At 38.8% G+C, this 22460-nt stretch carries 26 protein-coding genes; 12 read left to right on the top strand and 14 right to left on the bottom strand.

Annotation, left to right across the window (positions count from 1 at the left end; all coding sequences use genetic code 11):
* The first annotated feature begins 30 nt into the window (after nucleotides 1-30).
* On the top strand, nucleotides 31-1113 hold the full coding sequence (locus tag ACN6MX_RS01835; protein WP_419960984.1) for a diguanylate cyclase: 1083 nt from the start codon (nucleotides 31-33) through the stop codon (nucleotides 1111-1113).
* A gap of 492 nt (nucleotides 1114-1605) precedes the next feature.
* On the opposite strand, the gene speB is transcribed toward ACN6MX_RS01835, so the two are convergent.
* Both speB and speE read right to left on the bottom strand, forming a co-directional pair.
* Nucleotides 1606-2478 carry an agmatinase gene (gene speB, locus ACN6MX_RS01830; RefSeq protein ID WP_419960983.1) on the bottom strand — a complete coding sequence of 291 codons (873 nt, stop codon included), beginning with the start codon at nucleotides 2476-2478 and terminating at the stop codon, nucleotides 1606-1608.
* 4 nt (nucleotides 2479-2482) lie between these two features.
* Nucleotides 2483-3316: a spermidine synthase gene (gene speE, locus ACN6MX_RS01825; RefSeq protein ID WP_211893000.1), complete on the bottom strand. Its 834-nt coding sequence runs from the start codon at nucleotides 3314-3316 to the stop codon at nucleotides 2483-2485.
* Nucleotides 3317-3484: 168 nt separating this feature from the next.
* On the opposite strand from speE, the gene ACN6MX_RS01820 reads away from it, so the two are divergent.
* Entirely contained in the window at nucleotides 3485-5551 is a 2067-nt protein-coding gene (locus ACN6MX_RS01820) for a transglycosylase domain-containing protein (RefSeq protein ID WP_419960982.1), read from the top strand.
* Nucleotides 5552-5887: 336 nt separating this feature from the next.
* Here ACN6MX_RS01820 and ACN6MX_RS01815 read toward each other — a convergent pair whose 3' ends face one another.
* Nucleotides 5888-6403 carry a YwhD family protein gene (locus ACN6MX_RS01815; protein ID WP_419960981.1) on the bottom strand — a complete coding sequence of 172 codons (516 nt, stop codon included), beginning with the start codon at nucleotides 6401-6403 and terminating at the stop codon, nucleotides 5888-5890.
* Nucleotides 6404-6469: 66 nt separating this feature from the next.
* On the opposite strand from ACN6MX_RS01815, the gene ACN6MX_RS01810 reads away from it, so the two are divergent.
* Entirely contained in the window at nucleotides 6470-6655 is a 186-nt protein-coding gene (locus ACN6MX_RS01810) for a 2-hydroxymuconate tautomerase (RefSeq protein ID WP_419960980.1), read from the top strand.
* A 216-nt stretch (nucleotides 6656-6871) separates the two neighbouring features.
* Here ACN6MX_RS01810 and ACN6MX_RS01805 read toward each other — a convergent pair whose 3' ends face one another.
* The 3 genes from ACN6MX_RS01805 to ACN6MX_RS01795 form a co-directional block, all read right to left on the bottom strand.
* Nucleotides 6872-7387 (bottom strand): YwgA family protein, encoded by a 516-nt coding sequence (locus tag ACN6MX_RS01805; protein WP_419960979.1) that lies wholly within the window; start codon nucleotides 7385-7387, stop codon nucleotides 6872-6874.
* A 28-nt stretch (nucleotides 7388-7415) separates the two neighbouring features.
* The gene (locus ACN6MX_RS01800) at nucleotides 7416-8711 is read right to left on the bottom strand and encodes an HD domain-containing protein (protein WP_419960978.1); all 1296 of its coding nucleotides are present in this window, start codon (nucleotides 8709-8711) and stop codon (nucleotides 7416-7418) included.
* A gap of 84 nt (nucleotides 8712-8795) precedes the next feature.
* On the bottom strand, nucleotides 8796-9023 hold the full coding sequence (locus tag ACN6MX_RS01795; protein WP_093061364.1) for a DUF1450 domain-containing protein: 228 nt from the start codon (nucleotides 9021-9023) through the stop codon (nucleotides 8796-8798).
* Between the two features lie 212 nt (nucleotides 9024-9235).
* On the opposite strand from ACN6MX_RS01795, the gene ACN6MX_RS01790 reads away from it, so the two are divergent.
* Nucleotides 9236-9859: an RsfA family transcriptional regulator gene (locus ACN6MX_RS01790; protein ID WP_419960977.1), complete on the top strand. Its 624-nt coding sequence runs from the start codon at nucleotides 9236-9238 to the stop codon at nucleotides 9857-9859.
* 305 nt (nucleotides 9860-10164) lie between these two features.
* Here ACN6MX_RS01790 and ACN6MX_RS01785 read toward each other — a convergent pair whose 3' ends face one another.
* Together ACN6MX_RS01785 and pta are read right to left on the bottom strand one after the other, a co-directional pair.
* Complete coding sequence (locus ACN6MX_RS01785; RefSeq protein WP_419962532.1) at nucleotides 10165-10995, bottom strand: lipoate--protein ligase family protein; 831 nt, start codon at nucleotides 10993-10995, stop codon at nucleotides 10165-10167.
* Nucleotides 10996-11015: 20 nt separating this feature from the next.
* Nucleotides 11016-11960 carry a phosphate acetyltransferase gene (pta, locus tag ACN6MX_RS01780; RefSeq protein WP_419960976.1) on the bottom strand — a complete coding sequence of 315 codons (945 nt, stop codon included), beginning with the start codon at nucleotides 11958-11960 and terminating at the stop codon, nucleotides 11016-11018.
* Between the two features lie 151 nt (nucleotides 11961-12111).
* On the opposite strand from pta, the gene hemQ reads away from it, so the two are divergent.
* The 3 genes from hemQ to gerQ all read left to right on the top strand — a co-directional run bounded on the left by hemQ (nucleotide 12112) and on the right by gerQ (nucleotide 14091).
* A complete protein-coding gene (gene hemQ, locus ACN6MX_RS01775; protein ID WP_419960975.1) occupies nucleotides 12112-12861 on the top strand; it encodes a hydrogen peroxide-dependent heme synthase in 750 nt (249 codons plus the stop codon).
* A gap of 443 nt (nucleotides 12862-13304) precedes the next feature.
* Nucleotides 13305-13724 (top strand): cell wall hydrolase, encoded by a 420-nt coding sequence (locus tag ACN6MX_RS01770; protein WP_419960974.1) that lies wholly within the window; start codon nucleotides 13305-13307, stop codon nucleotides 13722-13724.
* Nucleotides 13725-13743: 19 nt separating this feature from the next.
* Nucleotides 13744-14091, top strand: a complete 348-nt coding sequence (gene gerQ, locus ACN6MX_RS01765; RefSeq protein ID WP_419960973.1) for a spore coat protein GerQ — start codon at nucleotides 13744-13746, stop codon at nucleotides 14089-14091.
* A 101-nt stretch (nucleotides 14092-14192) separates the two neighbouring features.
* On the opposite strand, the gene ACN6MX_RS01760 is transcribed toward gerQ, so the two are convergent.
* From ACN6MX_RS01760 to ACN6MX_RS01740, 5 genes are read right to left on the bottom strand one after another with little or no spacing between them, the layout of a single operon-like run.
* On the bottom strand, nucleotides 14193-14573 hold the full coding sequence (locus ACN6MX_RS01760) for a DUF423 domain-containing protein (RefSeq protein WP_419960972.1): 381 nt from the start codon (nucleotides 14571-14573) through the stop codon (nucleotides 14193-14195).
* Between the two features lie 19 nt (nucleotides 14574-14592).
* Nucleotides 14593-14844: a YwdI family protein gene (locus ACN6MX_RS01755; RefSeq protein ID WP_419960971.1), complete on the bottom strand. Its 252-nt coding sequence runs from the start codon at nucleotides 14842-14844 to the stop codon at nucleotides 14593-14595.
* On the bottom strand, nucleotides 14841-15020 hold the full coding sequence (locus ACN6MX_RS01750; RefSeq protein WP_419960970.1) for a uracil-DNA glycosylase: 180 nt from the start codon (nucleotides 15018-15020) through the stop codon (nucleotides 14841-14843). The genes ACN6MX_RS01755 and ACN6MX_RS01750 overlap by 4 nt, the downstream gene beginning before the upstream one ends.
* A gap of 37 nt (nucleotides 15021-15057) precedes the next feature.
* Nucleotides 15058-15711: a uracil-DNA glycosylase gene (locus tag ACN6MX_RS01745; RefSeq protein WP_419960969.1), complete on the bottom strand. Its 654-nt coding sequence runs from the start codon at nucleotides 15709-15711 to the stop codon at nucleotides 15058-15060.
* Between the two features lie 7 nt (nucleotides 15712-15718).
* Nucleotides 15719-16468: a DUF4230 domain-containing protein gene (locus ACN6MX_RS01740; protein WP_419960968.1), complete on the bottom strand. Its 750-nt coding sequence runs from the start codon at nucleotides 16466-16468 to the stop codon at nucleotides 15719-15721.
* A gap of 104 nt (nucleotides 16469-16572) precedes the next feature.
* Between ACN6MX_RS01740 and ACN6MX_RS01735 the strand changes: the two genes are divergently transcribed.
* From ACN6MX_RS01735 to ACN6MX_RS01715, 5 genes are all read left to right on the top strand, one after another.
* A complete protein-coding gene (locus ACN6MX_RS01735; RefSeq protein ID WP_419960967.1) occupies nucleotides 16573-16830 on the top strand; it encodes a hypothetical protein in 258 nt (85 codons plus the stop codon).
* Nucleotides 16831-16899: 69 nt separating this feature from the next.
* A complete protein-coding gene (gene thiD, locus ACN6MX_RS01730; protein WP_419960966.1) occupies nucleotides 16900-17733 on the top strand; it encodes a bifunctional hydroxymethylpyrimidine kinase/phosphomethylpyrimidine kinase in 834 nt (277 codons plus the stop codon).
* Between the two features lie 332 nt (nucleotides 17734-18065).
* Nucleotides 18066-18416 (top strand): YojF family protein, encoded by a 351-nt coding sequence (locus ACN6MX_RS01725; protein WP_419960965.1) that lies wholly within the window; start codon nucleotides 18066-18068, stop codon nucleotides 18414-18416.
* A gap of 13 nt (nucleotides 18417-18429) precedes the next feature.
* Nucleotides 18430-19116, top strand: coding sequence for a bacillithiol biosynthesis deacetylase BshB2 (gene bshB2 / locus ACN6MX_RS01720; protein WP_419960964.1), 687 nt, complete (start codon nucleotides 18430-18432; stop codon nucleotides 19114-19116).
* A gap of 107 nt (nucleotides 19117-19223) precedes the next feature.
* Nucleotides 19224-20564, top strand: a complete 1341-nt coding sequence (locus ACN6MX_RS01715) for a YjiH family protein (protein ID WP_419960963.1) — start codon at nucleotides 19224-19226, stop codon at nucleotides 20562-20564.
* A gap of 868 nt (nucleotides 20565-21432) precedes the next feature.
* Here ACN6MX_RS01715 and ACN6MX_RS01710 read toward each other — a convergent pair.
* Nucleotides 21433-22392 carry an L-threonine 3-dehydrogenase gene (locus ACN6MX_RS01710; protein ID WP_419960962.1) on the bottom strand — a complete coding sequence of 320 codons (960 nt, stop codon included), beginning with the start codon at nucleotides 22390-22392 and terminating at the stop codon, nucleotides 21433-21435.
* Nucleotides 22393-22460: the final 68 nt, after the last annotated feature.

The raw sequence follows: 22460 nt of genomic DNA, 5'->3' as shown, positions 1-22460 counted from the left end.
GGACCTAGATATTTTAAGAAGGTGACCATCTTGCTTATTGATTTTATTATTAACTTTTGTATTCTTTTTACTTTTGCAATTCTTACCTATATACCATTTCAAAATAGGCTTAATATTTATATTCCATCTTCCAAATATAATCCATTTATTCTTGGAATACTTAGCGGGTTAACCGGTTGTTTATTGATGTTAACCTCTATAAACATTTCGGATTTCGTTATTATGGACGGCAGAATGGCCGTTATTGCCTTATCTGGTGTTCTCGGAGGACCATTTGCAACTATTATAAGTGGAACAATTATCGGGCTGTTCCGATTGTTTATGTACGGGTACTCTACAAGTTCGCTGATAGCAGGAAGCAGCACTATTATTGTGGGACTGGTCATTGGAATTTTGAGCCTCAAGAAAACAATGACCTTTCAAAATGTTCCCTACTTTTTTGGATATTCAATTGTACATACTTCTCTTATAATAGGTTTCTTAGGCAACTGGACATTTGAAACTTGGATGGCCGTTATAAGTTTTATCTTGTATTCAATCGTATCGTTTTCAATTATTTTTATCGTTTTAAACCAACTTAGCAATCTTTTTGAAAAGATTAGACATATCGAGGAAATGTCCGTAACAGACCACCTTACTGGTTTGAATAATAACAGGAAGTTTCAAGAATATGTCCAAAATCTTTTAGAGAAAAATAAAGTATTTTCGCTCCTAATACTAGATATCGACTATTTCAAAAAAGTAAATGATACATACGGACATCCTGTCGGCGACGAGGTTTTGAAAGAATTGGCACTTCGTATAAAAGATGCTAGTAATCCTTACGGAGGTATTGTTTCTCGAAATGGCGGCGAAGAATTTTCTGTCCTCCTTCCTAATACTTCAGAGGAAAATAGTTTAGAAAGTGCAGACCTTATTAGACAAGCAATAGAAAAAAATGTGTTCCAAATCTCTTCAGGTGAAAAACTGGATATCACTATCTCTGGCGGTATCAGTACATTCCCACAAGATGCAGTAACTACTCATGAATTATACAAGCTTGCAGATGAAGCCCTTTACCTAGCTAAAACTTCAGGAAGAAATAAAGTAGTACATATCAATCAAAGTAATTAGTGTAAATTAAATCTCCAACAGAAAACGTGATTATATTGTTCACTATTATGAACAATATGCTTGCGTTTTTATTATTAATAGATTCCGGAATCGTCTGCCTACGCATGTTCAAGGAAAGGCACTAGTCTAGTTTGAAGAAGACAAGAGTAGCAACTATAATGGAGTAATTTGCCATTTTCCAAATAAATCTTCATCGAGTGCTAGTATTTAAAGAAGGAAAGCAAGTAAATGAGGGTTCCCTCTTTTTTATTGGGATATGTATTTACTTTCTGCATGCTACAAACATCCTGGTGGTACTGTGTAGGAGAGACTATCCCAGCGTGGACCGATTCTTTTTATTTATACAAAAGGAAAAACGTAATGCCATGAAGACATCACGTTTTATTAATGATTATTTAACCCACCCTAAGATCATTTCCCCTAGAAGCTTCGAAGCAGTATTTACTGTTTGCTCCTGCGCAAGCTCGCCGCAGTAACACTAAGTACCGCTTTCTATTTCACCCAGCCTAAAATCATTTCGCGTAGTAATTTACTAGCAGTGTTCACAGTTTGTTCTGAAGGATCGTAGTTTGGTGCTACTTCGACTAAATCGAAGCCTACTACGTTTACGCCAGAGTTTGCAATTGCGTGGATGGAGGCTAGTAGCTCTCGGCTTGTGATTCCGCCGCAGTCTACTGTTCCTGTTCCAGGTGCGTGCGCTGGGTCGAGTACGTCGATGTCGATTGTTACATAGACAGGACGCCCTTCAAGTGTTGGTAGCACTTTTTTCAATGGCTCCAATACTTCGAACTTATGAATTTGCATGCCGTTCTCTTTTGCCCAGTCAAACTCTTCTTTCATACCAGAACGGATTCCGAATGAGTAGACGTTTTTTGGACCGATGTATTCGGCGATTTTACGGATTGGTGTGGAATGAGAAAGCGGTTCGCCTTCGTATTCTTCACGTAAATCTGTATGTGCATCCATATGAATAATCGCTAAGTTGTCATAGTTGTCTGCCACTGTTTTCATGACAGGCCATGACACTAAGTGTTCGCCACCCATGCCTACTGGGATTTTCCCGTTTATCAATAATTGACGGATAAAGTCTGCGATTAGCTCTAAGCTTTTCGCTGCATTACCGAATGGCAGTGGAATATCCCCAGCATCAAAATAATTGACGTCATCTAGCTCGCGGTCAAGATACGGGCTATACTCCTCTAAACCAATCGATGCTTCACGGATACGCCCAGGACCAAAGCGTGAACCTGGACGATAGCTTACTGTCCAGTCCATTGGCATACCATAAATGACAGCCTGCGCCTCTTCATAATTTTGTTTGCTTTTAATAAATACATTTCCAGAGTAATCTTCACTAAATCGCATAGACTTACTCCCCTGCTAGATCTTTCACAAATTTCGGTAACACAAATGCCGCTTTGTGAAGTTCTTTTGTATAATATTTTGTTTCAATATCAAAGAATTGCTCGTCTGGCACTTGTAGCGGATCATACTTTTTAGAACCGATTGTAAAGCACCATAGTCCACTTGGGTATGTTGGAATATTCGCCAAATACATATTTGTTATTGGGAAAATCTCCTTCACGTCTTTTTGAACCTGACGAATTAAGTCGGCCTTAAACCATGGGTTGTCCGATTGTGCAACGAATAGACCGTCTTCTTTTAATGCTTTAGAAATACCTGCATAGAAGCCTTTTGTAAATAGATTTACTGCAGGTCCTACTGGCTCTGTAGAATCTACCATAATTACATCATATTCATTTTCAGATTCTGCAATATGCATGAAACCATCACCAACTTGAACATCTACGCGAGGGTTTTCTAACTCACAAGCAATTTCTGGTAAGTATACTTTTGAGTATTCAATTACTTTTCCATCTATATCAACAAGTGTTGCTTTCTTCACTTTTGGATGCTTCATAATTTCACGAATTACTCCACCGTCTCCACCACCAACTACTAACACATTTTCAGGGTTTGGATGTGTGAATAAAGGAACATGTGCCACCATTTCATGGTATACAAATTCATCTCTTTGAGAGGTCATTACCATGCCATCTAAAAAGAGCATATTTCCCCATTCTTCTGTTTCTGCCATTTCTAATAATTGAAAATCTGTTTGCTCGGTATGAAGAGTGCGTTTCACCTTCATTGTGATGCCAAAATTCTCGGTTTGCTTCTCTGTAAACCAAAATCCAGCCATTTATCTATCTCCGTTTCTATAATGGGTTTTGTTATTTATTAAAAAAAATAAATACATTGAAAGTATAGTGCTTTTTGACAAAAGTGCAATACTTTTTTGTTTTTCCGTTTAATTTGAATCTATTGTTCTCATACTAATGAAAACATCAATTAGATCGGAGTTGATTTCATGGGGCGTATTCAACATAAGAAAAAAGTCATACGAAGCAAACGATGGAAAAGGCTGTTACTTTTAAGTATTGCCGCTAGTTGTGCACTTTTTGGCGCACTCATCACGCTCCGAATATACGCTCAAATTGTTGGTGCTCCTATAATTCAAGTGCCAATTTCTTCTGTCTTTTTAGACAGTCAAGGAAATGTTATTGGTGATCGTTTTGAAGATCAGCGCAGATACTGGATTTCATTGGAGGAGATGTCTCCTTTTCTACCGCAAGCCACTGTTGCAGTAGAGGATCAGGAATTTTATGAGCATCATGGGTTTGATTATTCTCGCATTGCTTCTGCTGTTTTAAAGGATGTAAAAGCCGGAAAAAAGGTGGAGGGTGCCAGTACAATTACCCAGCAATACGCTCGTAATTTGTTTCTTACGCATGAAAAGTCTTGGACTCGGAAGATTAATGAAGCACTGTATGCGTACCGACTTGAAATATTCTACGATAAGGATGATTTGTTAGAAGGATATTTGAATACTGTGTACTTTGGTCATGGTATGTATGGGGTTGAGGCAGCCAGTAGATTCTATTTCGGAAAGAGTGCCAAATCTTTAACTCTAGCGGAATCAGCATTATTAGTCGGGATTCCAAAAGGTCCTACCTACTATTCACCTTTAGTTAATGAAGAAAAAGCAGTCACTCGCCAACAACTAATCTTAAAATTGATGGAAAACCAACAAATGATATCTTCTGACCAAAAGGAACGAGCTGTTAACGAAAATTTCGTATTAAAAGCGGAAGACTCTTTAATTAAACAAAAAACTGCCCCTTACTTTTTGGAGGAAGTGTGGAAAGAAGCTACAGAAATTACCTTGGGAAAAGGTCGACGTATTGAAGAAGGTGGCTGGACGATTGAAACTACGTTAAATAGACAGCATCAACAAGTAGCAGAAGAAATGATTGAAAAGTGGATGCCAGACGGAGAATTACAAATAGGGTTCGTAAGTATGGAACCAGATACCGGTTATGTAACGGCAATGGTCGGTGGACGAAATTTCGCTGATAGCCCATTTAATCGTGTTACGCAAGCTAAAAGACAGCCTGGTTCTACGATAAAAGCACTATTATTTGCAGCGGCTTTAGAAAATGGATTCTCCCCTCTTACTTATATGAAAAGTGAACGTACTATTTTCACATATGATAATGGACGCCAAGAATATGAACCGAAAAATGTGAACGGAGAGTTTGCAGGTCACCCTATTTCACTTGCACAGGCACTCGCAATTTCTGATAATATCTATGCTGTTAAAACGTTAGAACAAATAGGGTATAAGCCTTTTCAACAATTAGCAGAAAGATTTGATTTGGATATGAATGTCAAGGATACTCCCGCAACAGCGCTTGGGACGACGGAAGTTTCTCTTTTAGAAATGACTAAAGTTTATAACACCATATCTGCTGGAGGCATCCAGAAAAAACCTACGTACATTACTAAAATAACGGATAATAGTGGAAACGTCATTTATGATATAGAGAAAAACGATGTAAAAGGGAAAAAGGTATTATCCGAACAAGACTCGTTTATATTATCGCATTTACTCACAGGCATGTTCGACCCAGTTTTCAATGATTACTCACCAGCTACAGGAATTAGTATTCGAGCAAAACAGACTAGACCTTATGCTGCGAAATCTGGAACTACAAATACCGATCAATATTTGATAGGTTTCTCCCCTCAGCTAACAGCAGCTGTTTGGAATGGGTACGATCAAGGTAAACAAGTGAGTGATGCAGAGGCAAGGCAAGTAACAAAACAAGTATGGATTGAATTTATGGAAGCCGTTCATCAGGGACTCCCAGTCGAGCCTTTCATTGCTCCCGATGGTGTACAAGGCGTTATAGTCGATATAGAAACAGGTGGAATCGCTACATCTGCCTGTAAAAAACAGCGACTAGTCTATTTGAAGAAAAAAGATGTTCCAACTAAGCTTTGCACTGATCCAAAATTGAAACAGCAAACTTTCGAGGAGAATTCGGAAGACTCTTCTCCTTGGTCCATCTTTCCTTTTAATTTATTTGAATAGGGTTTGGAAATGGAGAATCGGTTGAAAGAAGTGAGTAATCGGTTGTATTGCGATAACATCGGTCGATTCCTCCAACTAATCGGTTAATCTGTTACAACAAAAAACCATAATAAAAAGCTTTCTACTACCTATATTTAGGTAATAGAAAGCTTTTTCTTAGCTTGGCTTTCTGTAAAAAGAATGCGTTGATTGGATTGGGTTGTCCGTTCGCACAAACAATTTACTTACTTGAGTCCACTAAGTGTCCTAGCATTACTTGGAAGTAAGCTTTAACTAAATTGTACTGTCTTTTTACTATTAATTCAACCACCTAAACAGACTATTTGAATAGTTTGCTCAAACAGTCAAGTCCTGATGTAGCTTTTCTTCGCTTCTATCCCACATTTCTTTGTTATGAGACTGCAAAAATTCGCGTAAAATATTTTTGGAGCGATCATCCATAAAATCGACCAAGATTTGACGTTTCATGGATTTGTCCATACGATTCACATGATCGGCTAAATTTTTAAAGCCACGGCGTTTTTCACGGTTAATAACCATTTCACAGGCACTAACTCCAGCGAAATAAGGTCCTTCCGGATTATAATCTATCGTTACCCAGACTAGCCAATACGGTTTTCCTCCAGCTGAGTCTTCTGGATTCGTCGTAAATTTAATGCCTCGCTCCGTGTCGCTTCTCGCATGCATTGCTCCTATTTCAACTCTTGCAATGTCTTCTTCTATATCAATAATGACTGGAGATACATTCTCTAAAGAAAGAGAACCTATACCGAATCCCTTATGTCCATCGGTCGGATCATTTTTAATAATCGTGAAGCCAATTTTTTGTTTTGGTTTTTCTTCGTTAGTCATTCGACAGTTCCCTCCGTTCTGTTATGATACTAGTATACAGAAAATTTCACTAAAGGAGGAAATGAAATGCCATATGTAACAGTAAAAATGCTTGAAGGCCGTACTGATGATCAAAAAAGAGCATTAGTAGAGAAGGTAACTGCAGCTGTTTCCGAAACAGTTAACGCACCTGTAGAGAATGTCACTGTATTCATCGAAGAAATGCCGAAAAATCATTATGGAACTGCTGGTAAGTTGTTCAGCGATAGATAATTAGAACAGACACGAACCCTTTTCGAAGGGTTCGTTTTTTGTTTCATTTATTCTAGGTCGAGTTTTATGACTTACTTGCTCTTTCCTGTCGTTTACTTGCGCTCAAGCGTGATTTACTTGCTCTCTTTATTTGTTACTTGCGCTACTTCTCAGTTTACTTGCTCTTAGGTACCTTTTACTTGCGAAGAGGGAAATTTTCCTACAAAAAAAGCCATCCTATTGGATAGCTCTTTCATTCATGAGATTCATGACAAATGTAAATGCGTCTTCGATTTCTTCATTTGTGAAGTTAAGTTTCCCTTTTACGACGTGAAGTTTTTCGATTTGCTCCTCTTTTGGTAGGTAGTCGAAATACAATAATGTGGATACTAGTTCTAGGAAGCGAGAGCTTTTATCTTTCATTTGATTAATGCAGGCTACTAAATCTCGAGTTGCAGCAGGTACTTGAGCCATTTGCGTGAAATGCTCGCCTGCGTCTGTCATTTGGTATTTATATTGAACGTATGAACCTTTATCTTGTCGTTCTTCTTGTAAAAATCCCATGTTACATAATTCTTCAACTCGTAAGGTAAGTTCTTCTGAATAAGGGCCATAAAAATGGAATTCGTATTTTTCCTTGTATGGATATTGAAGTTTTTTTGCGATGTAGATCATTTTTTGCAATTTTTTTCTTCCTGTAATACCGTCCGCTGCTCCGATAAATTGTACAATTTTTGCATGTTCTTCTATCAACTAGACCCCACCTTTACTTTCCAGTACATTATGTTAATAAATCGAGTATTTGTTTTTTCAGTGCTTTTTTCTTACCATCTTTAGTTAAAATATCTTCTGGGAAATACAATTTATGATCCGTTCTTCTTTTCCCAGTGATGGCCTCCACTACTTCGGATTCACGTGATAGCTCCCGAATTTCTCCATTTGGCTTCAACAAATGAATCGGTATACGCTCTCCTTCCTCTCCCGGACGATAAAAATCATATGGTAAATCTGAGGATGAATCGAAAACTAAGTAATACTCTGGATCTATACCCGCTTTGTTGAATAACGACTCTAATTCTTTCATCTTCATATAATCTTTTGCCAAATCAAACTCAATATACTGAAATAATTTTCGGTTCACAAAACGATTACTCAAGTCCGACAGAATTGGATCTTTTTCTGTCATCCACAGCTGAAAATAGGTCAATAAAACCCCTTCATCTAATGCAAGGTACTCATCTAAAGTATATGTACCATCAAAGAAACCTCTAAAATGAGTCGGTTGCTGTTCAAAATCATATCCCATTTCACTTAATGCCTTTGCTCGATGTAAGATCTTCGTCAAAATCACTTCAGCACTGCGGGAAACTGGGTGAAAATATACTTGCCAGTACATTTGATATCTACTCATTATATAGTCTTCTACCGCATGCATTCCACTCGATTTAATAACTACTTGATCTTCTCTTGGTCGCATAACGCGCAAAATTCGTTCCATATCGAAGTGTCCGTAGCTTACGCCAGTGAAATATGCATCTCTTTGTAAATAATCCATTCGGTCGGCATCAATTTGACTGGATATTAAACTAACTACCTGCTTATTCGAATACGTTTTACCGATAACGTCAGCAACTCGTTGCGGAAAGTCTTGGCTTACTCTTTTTAATATATTATTGACATCCGTATCGCCAAGTATAATTTGTTGCGTAAAATATTCATGGTCTAATCCAAACACATTCTCAAACGCATGAGAAAATGGACCATGTCCTAAATCATGGAGAAGCGCTGCACATAACGCTACTAGTCTTTCAGAATCGTCCCATTCTGGACGTCCACTAAAACTATCATCTACAATTCTTCGTACAATTTCATACACACCTAACGAGTGATTGAAACGGCTATGTTCGGCACCATGAAAAACTAGATATGTAGTTCCAAGCTGTTTGATGCGGCGAAGTCGTTGAAATTCTTTTGCGCCGATAACATCCCAGATGACCTGGTCGCGGACATGGATATAGCGGTGAACTGGATCTTTAAACACTTTTTCTTCTGCTAGCTTTTGTGTCGCATAGCTCATTTTTCCACCTCCGAAGTACTAGTTATTATTTAGTATCTATTATAAAGAAAAAAGCCGCATATTAAAAGGCGGCAAAAGTTCGTATTAATCTGCTATCTTGGCGCGTACTTTTTCCATTAATTCGTCTTCCGTCAACGCCGCAACGGGACGATTATTGATAAATGCGAATGTCTTTTTACGTCCAGGACCGCAGTATGATTGACATTCCTTCACTTCGATTTCTGCCTCAGGATCAATCGCTTTTAGTTTTGGTATTAATGTTTTTAAATTGACGGCCTGACACTCATCGCAAACTCGAAAATGATTTGCCATAGTCCACAACCCCTTTCATCCGCCGGAGTTATTAACATATTTCATTTTTTATTTTGGCTCCAACTGAATTATGTTAAATAGTAATAGTCTACAGGTCATTGTATCTTAAAGTTTATATTGCTATCAAGTGTATATTACGTGAATAAAAGAGCAATAAGTTGACCATTATGTTAATAGAACAACGAAACTATGAACATGGTAGGAGGAAGAACATGGTAAAGATTAGACAAGACGCTTGGATGACAGAAAATGATGAGATGCTTGCAGAGATGGTATTACGTCACGTTCGAGAAGGTAGTACTCAATTAAACGCATTTGAAGAAGCTGGTGATGAATTAAATCGAACAGCAGCTGCATGTGGATTTCGCTGGAATGCGGTCGTTCGTCATCAATATGAAAGTGAGTTAAAGGAAGCGAAAAAAGAAAGAAAAGAAAAGCTTCGTATATTAGGAAAAGACTATAGACGAAGAGGAAACGGAATTTATCTTGCTAAATCACAAGATGAAGGTGATCGTGCACAATCCGTTCCAGTATCCGCACTATCAATTGATATTATTATCGCATATCTCGTACGTTTGCAGCATAGTGATTCAGATATTTCTAGATATCGCCATCTATCAACTATATCAAATGAAAAGATTCGTAAATTAGAAAGTGAACTTGCAAAACTAGAAAAAGAAAACGCAGCTATTAAACAAGATTACGAGCAATTTGTACAAATCATGAACCGCGCAAGACGTCTCGTAACTTTAAACGAAGAGGAAATCCCAGCAGTACCCGTTTTTCAAATGGAGAAAAATGGAAACCTAGTATCTAAAGAACCACCAATCATTTAAAAGATTGGTGGTTTTGTTTTGCTTTGGTTTGGGATTGTGCTTGTGCTGGCGCGGTTTTTCGTTTAGGCAGTTGGCTCTGCATTGTTCGAGGAGGTCTCTCGTTTGGAACAGATTCTCTCTCGTATGGCTGATGAGGTCTCTCGTATAACAGCCAATCTCTCTCGGTTTACAGGTGGCTCTCTCGTTTGGAACAGATTCTCTCTCATATGGCTGATGAGGTCTCTCGTATAACAGCCAATCTCTCTCGTATATGAGTGGCTCTCTCGTATAGACGACATGTTCTCTCCACGTATCCAATTCCTACATTATTTCTCTAGCATCTTCTTATTTCGATCTACTACTCGTTGCATGTAAAACGTATAAAGGTCCATTTCATCTGGTGTGACGGATTGATTGATAACGATATCTGATAATTGTTGGAGCAGCTGTTGGATACGAATGACAATATCCTCTACTCTGAACGATGTACCAAGCAGTTCATTCATTGACGCCATTACTTCTGGTTTGATATCGGGGTATGTAAACTTTGTATTCTCTCCCTGAATGCCGATTTCATAAAATTTACGAATTAGTTCCGCTCGTTCACTTCCACTGCCTTCAATACATAAATACACTTGCACTGCGATTCCCTGACGCAATCTACGCTGAGAAATTCCTGCAAACTTTTTACCACCAATACTTAAATCATATGAACCTGGACAATACGATCCAATAATTTCATAAGCTTCTATTTTTCCATCCGCCTCTGGAAATAAAAGCTCGACAAATGCAAGCATCACTTCATAGCCCGTTGGTATATCTATTGCTTGCTTCGCTTCTGGCAAAATTATAGATACATTGAGTACACCTTCATCTAAGACGACAGCTAGTCCACCAGAATTGCGGACGATTGGGGAATATCCCTGTGTGCGAAGATACTCCTGTGCATCCTCCACAAAAGGCAGTCGGTGATCTTGTATACCTAACACAACGGTTTGAGAGTGGACCCATGTACGAACGGTTGCAGGTGATTGCTCTTGCCCTACTAAATGACAGAGTAAATCATCCGATGCGAATGATTCTAGTGCGGATCTACTTTTACCACTTAGCGATTGATCCCAAAACCGCCACTTTTCTTGTTGCAATAATTCTTCTATTTCTGACATATTACTTCTCCTCAAATAAGTGCTTGTGCAGCTGTTATGTAAGCTAGCTTATATACATCATCTGCAGAACAACCTCGTGATAAATCATTTACCGGTGCATTCAATCCTTGTAAAATAGGACCAATTGCTTCAAATCCACCTAAACGCTGTGCAATTTTATAACCAATATTCCCTGCCTCTAATGATGGGAACACAAATACTGTTGCATCTCCTTGTACTGCTGCATCCGGAGCCTTTTTTGCAGCTATTGCTGGAACAATACTTGCATCGAATTGTAGCTCTCCTTCTATTAAAATATTCGAATCCATCTGTTTTGCTAATTCAGTCGCTGTCACTACTTTTTCTGTTTCCTCTGACTGAGCAGAGCCTTTTGTAGAGAAAGATAGCATGGCGACTTTAGGTTTTATCCCAAATGCTGTAGCTGTTTTAGCACTTTCAACTGCAATTTCTGCTAAATCCTCACTAGTTGGTGCAATAGTGATCGCACAATCTGCGAATACATATCGAACATCCTCTTTTACCATGATGAACGCTCCACTTGTTTTTGAGATCCCTGGCTTCGTTTTAATAATTTGTAATGCAGGGCGTACAGTTTCGGCAGTCGTATGTGCGGCTCCACTTACTAAGCCATTTGCTTGCTCCATATAAACGAGCATTGTTCCAAAATAATTGACGTCTTGTAAAATTTCGCGCGCTTGTTCATCTGTCACTTTGCCTTTACGACGTTCTACGAAAGCAGCGACAAGCTTGTCCATTTCTTCATAGGTTTGAGGATTAATAACGGTTAGAGCAGAAGGAATTTCTTCTCTATTTCCAATAATGATGGGACGAATGATTCCTTCAGCCTGCAGTTTTAATGCCGCCTCAATAATTCGCTCGTCATTTCCTTCAGGCAATATAATGGATAGTTTGGCATCCCTTAATTTCTCTTTTATTTCTCCAAATAAATTCGTCATATTGTCTCCTCCTACGCTCCTTTTTATTACCTCAAGCATACACGAGTTTGTCACAGATTGTCATGTCAAAGCCGTGTCATGAGAAGAAATGTTTGAATGTATATGATACACTTAATATGCGATTATTTAACTTAAAGGAGTGTCATAAATAATGAATGAAGCAGCGATTACATTAGATGGTTGGTACGTATTACATGATTTCCGCCAAATGGACTGGGCATCTTGGAAACAAGTAGATCCTGAACTACGCAAACAAGCTACTGATGAGTTCGTAGCATTTTTAGATGAAATGCAACTTGCGGATGATGCAAAAACGGGAGCACATGCTTTTTATACAATCGTTGGGCAAAAAGCAGATTTTATGTTAATGACATTACGTCCTACAATGGATGAGCTTCAAGAATTAGAAGCAAGATTCAATAAATTAACAATAGCGGACTTCACGATTCCTGCTTATTCATACGTTTCGGTAGTAGAATTGTCTAACTACTTGGCTGGTGAATCTAATGAAGATCCTTATCAAAATCCACATGTTCGTGCACGTTTATATCCAGAGCTTCAACGCTCTCAATATATTTGCTTCTATCCAATGGACAAGCGTCGTGACGGCGAGGACAACTGGTACATGCTTCCAATGCAACAACGTAAAGATTTAATGCGCAGCCATGGTTTGATTGGTCGCAGCTATGCTGGGAAAGTTAAACAAATTATTTCTGGATCAGTCGGCTTTGACGATTTCGAATGGGGCGTAACACTATTCTCAGACGATGTGCTTCAATTTAAAAAATTAATATACGAAATGCGTTTTGATGAAGTAAGCGCTCGTTATGCAGAGTTTGGATCATTCTTCACAGGTACTATTCTTGCAGGCGAAAAACGCTCTACATTCTTTAATATATAAAAGATAAAGGCTGCAGCTATGCAGTCTTTTTTTATTTACAAAGTACGGGAAGTTTATAAAAAAAATCCCGTGAACACTGGATTCATGGGACTTGGTAAAATAAATAATACTATGATTTCCGTTCAGGTGGACGCTTTCTGCGGGCACGGCTTCAGCCTTGGCAAAACGTCTGTCCAAAGCCCTTCAAAAACGATAGAAACAGGTTTTGACCATAAAGGAACGGGCGTATTCTTGCCCGGCTTTTCTTGAATAGGATGTATTTCCAATATTATCTGTAAGGCAAGTAAACGCTGAATGAACGCAAGTAAATACTTTTTAAAAGCTTGTAAACCACTAGCCCAAGCATCTCGATAAGCCAATATACGGAAAATCGTTCGATATTAGACAATCTTTGCTCATCATTTTCTATCTGGATGCATAGTGTATGGGTAGGAGGTGATGCAATGGCAGTAGTCAAATCCACTACGAAGCAATTGGAACTACTTGCACGGCTGATGCGCTCAGAAGCAGAAAGTGAAGGCGAGCTCGGCATGCTTATGGTAGGGAACGTAGGAGTAAACAGAGTTCGTGCTGCCTGCTTAGATTTCAAAGATATCCGTACGCTGGAGGAAATGGTTTTTCAAAGCCCCGGAGGATTTGAGGCAACACAGAAATCGTACTTCTATCAACGTGCACGCGAGCAAGATAAAAGGCTTGCCCAAAGAACTATTAATGGCGAACGTTTTCACCCTGCAACTCGTTCTTTATGGTTTTTTGAACCACCTGGTGAATGCCCTGCACAATGGTATAACCAATGGAATACGGGCCGTTTCAAAGCCCATTGCTTCTACTCTCCTTCCACTGCAGATTGTCCAGAACTTTAACTTTAGAAAGGATGTATGAATGGTTCAATATTATTGGCACCCTGGAGGATTTCCCCAACAACAACAACAACAACAGCAAATGCAACACCCTATGACCCCACCTAGCGTACAATTACCGGCAGCTAGTAGACAACCAGAAGAATCTTATATTGAAAATATTTTAAGAGCGAACAGAGGGAAATTAGGTACATTCTATTTTACGTTCGAGAATAACAAAGAGAGAAATAATTTAGTAATTACTGGCTATGTGGAAGCAGCTGGTCGCGATCATGTTATTATTAGTGATCCAAATGGCAAAAGATACTTAATGCTTATGATTTACTTAGACTATGTAACATTTGACGAAGAAATTAATTATTACACTTAATGCTTAAAGCTTATTCGTTTTGCGAATAAGCTTTTTTCGTGCTATGTTGGATCCTCGCCTCAACCAAAAAAGCCGAACCCATAATAGATTCGACTTTCCAATTAGCTTGCGTGCTTCACTGCGGCTACTATGAGCATAATCCATCCTACTAAAAATGCTACTCCTCCGATAGGTGTTATTGCTCCTAAAATACTAATGCCTGTTAAGCTCAACACATATAAGCTACCAGAGAAAATGATGATGCCTGCAAGTATTAGATATCCAGCAGTATTCAATGTAGAGATAGGACCAAGTACTTTGCTGCTCATCAATATACCTATAGCTATTAAAGCTAAAGCATGGAACATTTGGTAGTGGACTGCAGTATCCCATGTAGATAAGTATTTGTCTGCAACTTTGCCTTCTAATAGATGTGCCCCAAAAGCTCCAAGTGCAACGGATAAAAACCCATTAATGGCACCTGCTATAATAAAAAATTGCACAAAATTCTCCTTCTTTCTGTTAAAAATCGAATAGGGACTCTCCATTTGCATCTTCTTCTTTTAAAGCGACTGGTTGCGTAGGTAAAATTGCTGAAGTTGTCTGTACATCTCTAGTAATAGGAGCCTGTGTTGGAATTTGTACTTCTAAACCAACGTCACATAATGCTTTAATTGCCACTAATGATTCTCTGACAGATTGCTCGTTTCCATTATTTCTTGCGTGTTTTAGATGTTTATCTATTTGCATTAATAATTGCTCATTAGAAATCATCGTCTTTGTCCCTCCACTTGCTTTGGTTCAAATTTCAAGCATTCCATTCCTGAGGAACGCTGCACTACAATAGAGGGAAGTTCCTTAGTTTTAAATCCATATGCTTTACACCCACGGGGATTCCGAGCATCCCATGTAGTAAAAAAGTGTCGACATTTGAAACAATTTACAGCCAATGCCCTCCCCCACTTTCCACTGACTATCGTAGCATATTTATAGGCAAAAATCGATTGGTTGCTCACCCCAGGCCGCTAATTGTGCATTGATCTTCGAGTATGGCTTACTCCCAAAAAATCCTCGATGTGCACTTAATGGGCTTGGGTGTGGCGCTTGATGTATTATGTGCTTTTCGGAATCAATCAATTTAATTTTGGACTGTGCCGGCTTGCCCCATAAAACGAAAATAATTGGTTTTGGTCGATCGGAAAGCTTTTGAATCACTGCATCCGTAAACGTTTCCCAACCCGTTCCTTTATGGGAGTTGGCTATCCCCGCTCGAACAGTTAATACCGTATTTAACAGCAGAACCCCTTGCTTTGCCCACTTTTCTAAATATCCACTATCCGGTAAAGGACAACCTAAATCATCCGCAAGCTCCTTCAGCATATTTCTTAAGCTCGGAGGTATACGAACACCTGGCTTCACCGAAAAACTCATCCCATGGGCTTGACCTTCCCCATGATATGGATCTTGGCCTAAAATGACAACTTTGACGTCATCATATGCGGTCATTTTAAGTGCACTGCCAATTTCGTTGCGTGCTGGGAAAATGGTTTGATTCGCATATTCATTATCTAGAAATAACTGTAGATCTTTAAAGTAAGGCTTTTCCCATTCCTCTCTTAACACATCTTTCCAACTTGGCATGTTCAAGTCACTCCTTAAATTCCACTTCTACATCATAATCTACTAACTGGAACATTTCTTTCACCGATTTAGCGGCATTTTCTTCTGCTAATCCTAAAATACCCTGTCCGGTTGTTTCTTCAATCATCATCTCTTTCGCAGTCTCCGCAAGTTCATATGCTTCTTCTATATCCGCTTTCTCACGGAATAATCCTTCATACGAAAATACTTCCACCTGGTCAAATAGAATCTCAGGTCCACCTAAAAACTCTGGTTTTGGCAATGTTAACTTGGCAGTCCTATTCTCATCATCCACTTCTATATCGGATGCAGTCACCTGTGAAAAATCGACACCCGCTTTGACAGAGCCTGGCACAACAACAAGGAGCTGTCTTTTCGTACCAGGCAAATTAATGCCGATCTCTTTTCCAAATACTGCATTATCTTGTCTTTCAATAATTACTTTCGTATATGCCTGGGCTGTAGACAACTCATTTAGGGCTTGTACTTGTTCAACGAATGATCCCTTACTTTCGGTGAACGTACTTCCTTTAATAGCCCAAAAAGCTGCGAATGGAAGTGCTGCTACTAATAAGAGAATGAATAATCCAATAAGTAGGAAGGATTTAGAGCCAAACTTGTATAAAACCCGAGGCATCTTCCAAAAGCTAATTCCTTTACGGGAAGGGCTTTCTGCAATAGTAGCAGCTGTCTCATCCTGCGCTTTTAGTTCCTTCAAAAGCTTTTCCATTTCACGAATCTTGTCCTCTTTTCGCATATCATCCCTCTTTTCCTCTAATTCTATTACGTTTACATTAACGAAAAGTTTCGCTATTAACAACTAATCTACCATGGTACGATAAAAAAAAGGAGATTTTTCAAATGGCAGATTTTCACTATAGAGAAAAGTTAAAACAAATTGAAAAAGCAGCAAGTACAAGTAAAGTTCCGGAAGGTGCTAAAAATATCGGAATGGGATGCTTTATTTTTGTGTTTATCCTGCTAATCGCATTTCTCATTTTTTTATCTGTTTCATTATGGATAAACGAAATTTTTGTTGGTTCTCTTTTAATGGGTATTGTAGCTATCTTTTGTTTATTTGTTTTATATAAGTTTTGGACTGCTCCGAAGATTCCATAATGTAAATATCCGACAAAATCTGATACAATAAAGTAATTATACGCACCATAGAAAAAGGGGAAAAGTCCAATGTCTATCAAAAAAACACTTACAATAGCTGGTTCTGATACTTCTGGTGGAGCTGGAATTCAAGCAGATTTAAAAACTTTCCAAGAACACGGTACATACGGCATGAATGTTTTAACAGTTGTAGCTACTATGGATCCTGATAACGGCTGGAGCCATGGTGTATTTTCATTGCCAGTCGAAGAGATTAAACGTCAAGCAAAAACAGCATTATCTACAAATGTAGATGCGATTAAAACTGGTATGTTAAGTACAGAAGAAATTATCGAAACTGCCGGGAATATTATAGAAGAAGCAGGAGTACAAAGTGTAGTTATTGACCCTGTTATGGTATGTAAAGGCGAGGATGAAGTCCTAAATCCTGGGACAGTGGATGCAATGATAGAGTTTTTACTTCCACGCGCATTAGTAGTAACGCCTAACCTTTTCGAAGCTGGTCAACTTTCTGGACTTGGAGCTTTGAAAACAATCGAGGATATGAAAGCAGCTGCCGAAAAAATTCATGCACTTGGCGCTAAGAATGTAGTCATCAAAGGTGGAAAGCAGTTAAAACATGAAAAAGCTGTAGACCTATTTTTCGATGGTCAAAATCATACACTTTTAGAAACAGAAAAAACTGAAACTACTTATAATCATGGTGCCGGCTGTACGTTTGCTGCAGCAATAACTGCAAACTTAGCTAATGGGTTATCTGTTGCTGATTCCGTTTTTGAAGCGAAAGAATTTGTTTCAGCTGCCATCGCACATGGTTGGAAATTAAATCAATACGTTGGGCCAGTTCTTCATGGCGCTAAAGGAAAATTTGGTGCACCAGAAGTAACTACAACAACTGTATAATACATTCCCAAAAACACGCACAGTCATCTATGACCTGCGTGTTTTTTTATGTTTATCCATCTACTTACCTTTGGATAAAATTACCGTTTCTTAAGTAAATATTGGTGAAGCGCAAGTAAATAAAGAATGAAAGCAAGTAAAAACCCCTTGAACACAAGTAAGTCAACTTGGTGGGCAAGTATCTAACAACCTAAAGCAAGTAAACACTCCTCTCTAGTTGAACTAACTTACTCCATTTGCAATCACTATGTAATCTTCTCTAATTCAATCATTCGCTTCATGAAGTTTTTTTCATTATACTAGTAGCAGACAGTATGTTAGGAGGCAATATAATGGAACTTGTTCAAATAGAACGCTTGCAAGTGCTTTTGAATAATTTTGCAAACGAGGATGTATATATACATTTAGAAACGACAAATGGTGCTTATGCAGCCCATTTTAACGAGAACGTTTTTAATGCGGGTGCCTTTATTCGCAACGTAATGATTCGTTACGAACTTGGGAAAATAGCTGGAGAATCTCCACACCGAATAGGGTTGAAGCTTCCGCATGGTTGGGTTTATGCACAAGGAATTACCCATTTCGAACTAGATGAACACGGTCGTTTACTAATGGCAGGTCATGACCAAGCTGGAAAGCTAGCCGTTGCGTTACAAATTAGTAAAACACCATTTACTTATTAAGGAGGACAAATAAATGACATTACCAATGGAACGACATGTATTAGTAGTATTTCCTCATCCTGACGATGAAGCATTTGGAGTATCTGGTACAATGTCTACTTATATCAATCAAGGAATTCCGGTTACATATGCTTGCTTAACGTTAGGAGAAATGGGAAGAAATTTAGGAAACCCTCCTTTCGCCACACGCGAAACATTGCCGCAAATTCGTAAAGAAGAATTACTTGCATCCGCTAAAGCAATGGGACTTAAGGATCTTCGTATGATGGGATTGCGTGATAAAACGATTGAATTTGAAGATGATGAAAAAATGGTAGAGATGATGCAAAATCTAATCTCTGATACGAATCCTTCTCTTATAATTACGTTTTATCCGAATTATGCTGTACATCCTGATCATGATGCGACTGGACGTGCAATGATTCGCGCGGTGCGACGTATGCCAGTAGAACAACGCCCGACGATTTATGCACTTGCGTTCTCTAATGATTCCAAGGAGGTATTAGGAGAACCAGATATTGTGCATAATATAAAAGAAGCGGCAGAACAAAAAATGGGATCTATGCGTGCCCATATCTCGCAAACTGCATGGATGTTAGAGGAAATGGATAAACGTCTAGCAGATGGGGAAACTGAAGCAGAAAACTGGCTTAACTTTGAACGCTTTTACACATACGATTTCTCCAAAGATTTCGAATAAAAGAACTTTACAATAGCTATAGACTTCTTCATGCAATTGAATTAATATGTATAAATATCGTCTTTTGATGTATAAATATTCACATATATAGAAAGTTGGTCTTTTGCATGAAAAAGTTTTCCCTATCGACCTGGCTATTATTCCTGCTCCCTTCTATTGCAGGTGTTATATTATTCATGATTCCTCTACCAATTGACGGAGGATTTCAAATACCTATCGCATGGCTAGCAGGTTTACTATCTGGAGTGCTTGAACCGATTGTTCAATGGCTTGCATTGGTAACGCTTTTAGTCGCAGCAGCTGGTTCGATCATTTTTCTTTTCAGACCGAAAGAGGATACATTTATCAATAATCTGTTCAAAGTAACTCCTTTTTGGACAGTTACACGGATTGTCGGAGCAGTGTTTGCTATCTTAATCATTTGGCAGCTTGGTCCTGAAGTAATTTGGAGTGAAAATACTGGTGGAATGTTATTAAGTCCGACTGGATTAGTGTCCTTCCTATTTACTATTTTCTTATTTGCAGGATTATTACTTCCCCTTCTATTAAACTTCGGACTATTGGAATTCTTTGGTACGATGATGGTGAAAATCATGCGTCCATTGTTCAAGCTCCCTGGTCGTTCTGCCGTTGATGCCCTTACATCATGGGTTGGAGATGGAACAATCGGTGTTTTGCTAACGAGCAGACAGTATGAAGAAGGCTATTACACGAAAAAAGAAGCTGCAATTATTGGTTCAACTTTCTCTGTAGTTTCGATTACATTTTGTATCGTTGTATTAGACCAGGTTGGTTTAGGTGAATACTTTCTTCCCTATTATTTAACCGTGCTACTTTGTGGTGTAGTTCTTGCATTTATCATGCCACGAATTTATCCACTTGCTGGAAAAGAAGATACACATATTGATGGACGTCCACTTGATTTGGATGCGGAGAAATACCCTGAAAGCTATAATGCCGTTACGCATGGTGTAGAAAACGCATTAAATATGGCAAATAAAAACCGCTCAATCCGTAACTTTTTCTCTGATGGTATAAAAAATGTGGTTGATATGTATATTGGGGTTGCTCCTGTAGTGCTTGCGTTCGGCACGATTGCGTTAATGCTAGCAGAATATACTTCGGTATTTGCTATTTTAGGTAAGCCCTTTGAACCTATACTAATGCTTTTCGGTATACCAGAAGCAGCTGCTGCTGCACAAACAATGGTCGTCGGCTTTGCGGATATGTTCTTACCATCTATTCTTGGAGCATCTATTGAATCGGAAATGACTCGTTTCTTCATCGCTACAATGTCTGTAACTCAGCTGATCTATATGTCTGAGGTTGGTGGATTGTTATTAGGCTCGAAAATTCCAGTAAATTTTAAAGATCTACTCGTTATTTTCTTATTACGTACGTTTATTTCATTCCCAATCATTGCAGCTGTAGCACATATATTGTTTTAACTTAGAAAAACCATACAAAAAGAAGTCTGGTCCTTTAAGTTCAAAACCTGTTTCTTTCGTTTTCGAAGGACTTTGGACAGACGTTTTGCTATAGGATTACCGAGTGAATTTTTAGTGAGTATTGGTTGTGATGATTGTCACAACCAATACTCACTTTTTTCGGTAATCTTATGGCGGTTGCCTGTCCGTCACCCTTCTACAACTAATAGAAACAGGTTAGTGCGTTTTTGTTTAACTAAAGAAAAGATACGATTCTACTCCTAGCAGGAGCTCACGAAGATACAATTTCGTTCGCTATTTCGCTTCTTTATTTAGTAACTACTTACTATTTTTCTTTATTTCCACTAGTAAAAAAGGAAGTCTACTTGCTTCATTCTTCATTACAAAATAGTGTCCTTAATTCAACAGACGGCTTTATCACTATATTAACTTTGACTGCTATTATTATCTAAGCGATAAGCTATGCCAAATCTGATAGTAGAGTACTACACGTCATATTGATTGTAGTGGAAGGTGACGACTCCAGCGGGAACAGCGTTAGGTGAAGACCCCGCAGCGAAGACATTGGCCAAACTTTGTTTGGCCAATGTCTTTGCGACGAGTAACCGCAGGAGCATGTGTTTTCCAGTGAGGAGGCTGAGGCAACGCCCGCGGAGGCCAACAGGAGGTAGGTCACGAAGGCGTTGCCTCACGAGGTGGCGCTCTTAGCCTTTGTACCCCCACCTGAAACGCAAGTCAGTCGTATTATTCATTTTTAAAAGCACCGATAACCCTGTGTTCACGGGACATTTTTATATACTTTCGCGGCAGTGCCTATTTCAGCACCGACAAGTGCTGGAGCTAGACAATAAAATAAAAGCAGCGGACCTTATAAGGTTTCCGTTGCTTTTTTTGCTGCTAGTTTAGTTAACATATCCTTTGTCATTGCATCTAAATCATATTGAAATGAAAAGCCCCATTCTTCCTTCGCCGCTGTTGCATCGATAGAATCCGGCCAGCTATCAGCTATTGCTTGGCGAATCGGATCTACTTCATAATTCATAGTGAAAGTCGGAATTTCTTTTTGTATCGCTGCTGCGATTTGTTCAGGCTCAAAGCTCATCGCTGTTACATTGAACGCATTGCGATGGATTAGCTTACTTCCGTCAGCTTCCATTAAGTCTACAATCGCCTGTAATGCGTCAGGCATATACATCATATCCATGTATGTTCCTGCTTTAATATACGATGTATATTGTCCTTCTTGTATTGCCTTATAGTATATATCCACCGCATAATCGGTCGTTCCACCACCTGGTAAGGTTTCGTTGGAAATCAGCCCTGGGAAACGCACACCGCGTGTATCTACACCAAACTTATTAAAGTAATAATCACATAATAGTTCACCAGATACCTTGTTCACACCATACATAGTTGTCGGACGCTGTAGTGTGTCCTGAGGCGTGTTCTTTTTAGGTGTAGATGGCCCGAATGCTCCGATAGAGCTAGGGGTAAAGAACTGCAAACCTAGTTCCCGAGAGGCTTCTAATGCATTTACTAACCCACCCATATTTAAATTCCAGGCAAGTAAAGGTTTTGCTTCAGCTGTTGCTGATAAAAGAGCTGCCATATGTATCATCGTATCCGCTTTAAAATCCTTTGCAAGCTGATGCATTCTTTCTCCGTCTGTCACATCTAAAATTTCAAAAGGACCACTTTCCGATACAGGTGAAGCTATATGTCTAATATCTGTCGCTAGTATATTTTCTGAACCATATTCTTTTCGCAATTTGGTTATTAACTCTGAACCGATTTGTCCTAAAGCTCCGGTAACCATAATTTTTTTCATAAAATCTTCCTTTCAAAAACATTTGTATTTTTGAGGGGTACACTGATGCCCTGTAAACCATTGATATC

This window comes from Psychrobacillus sp. BM2 (genome assembly GCF_048572895.1).
Classification (GTDB): domain Bacteria; phylum Bacillota; class Bacilli; order Bacillales_A; family Planococcaceae; genus Psychrobacillus.
This window is presented reverse-complemented; position numbering and strand designations above follow the sequence as displayed.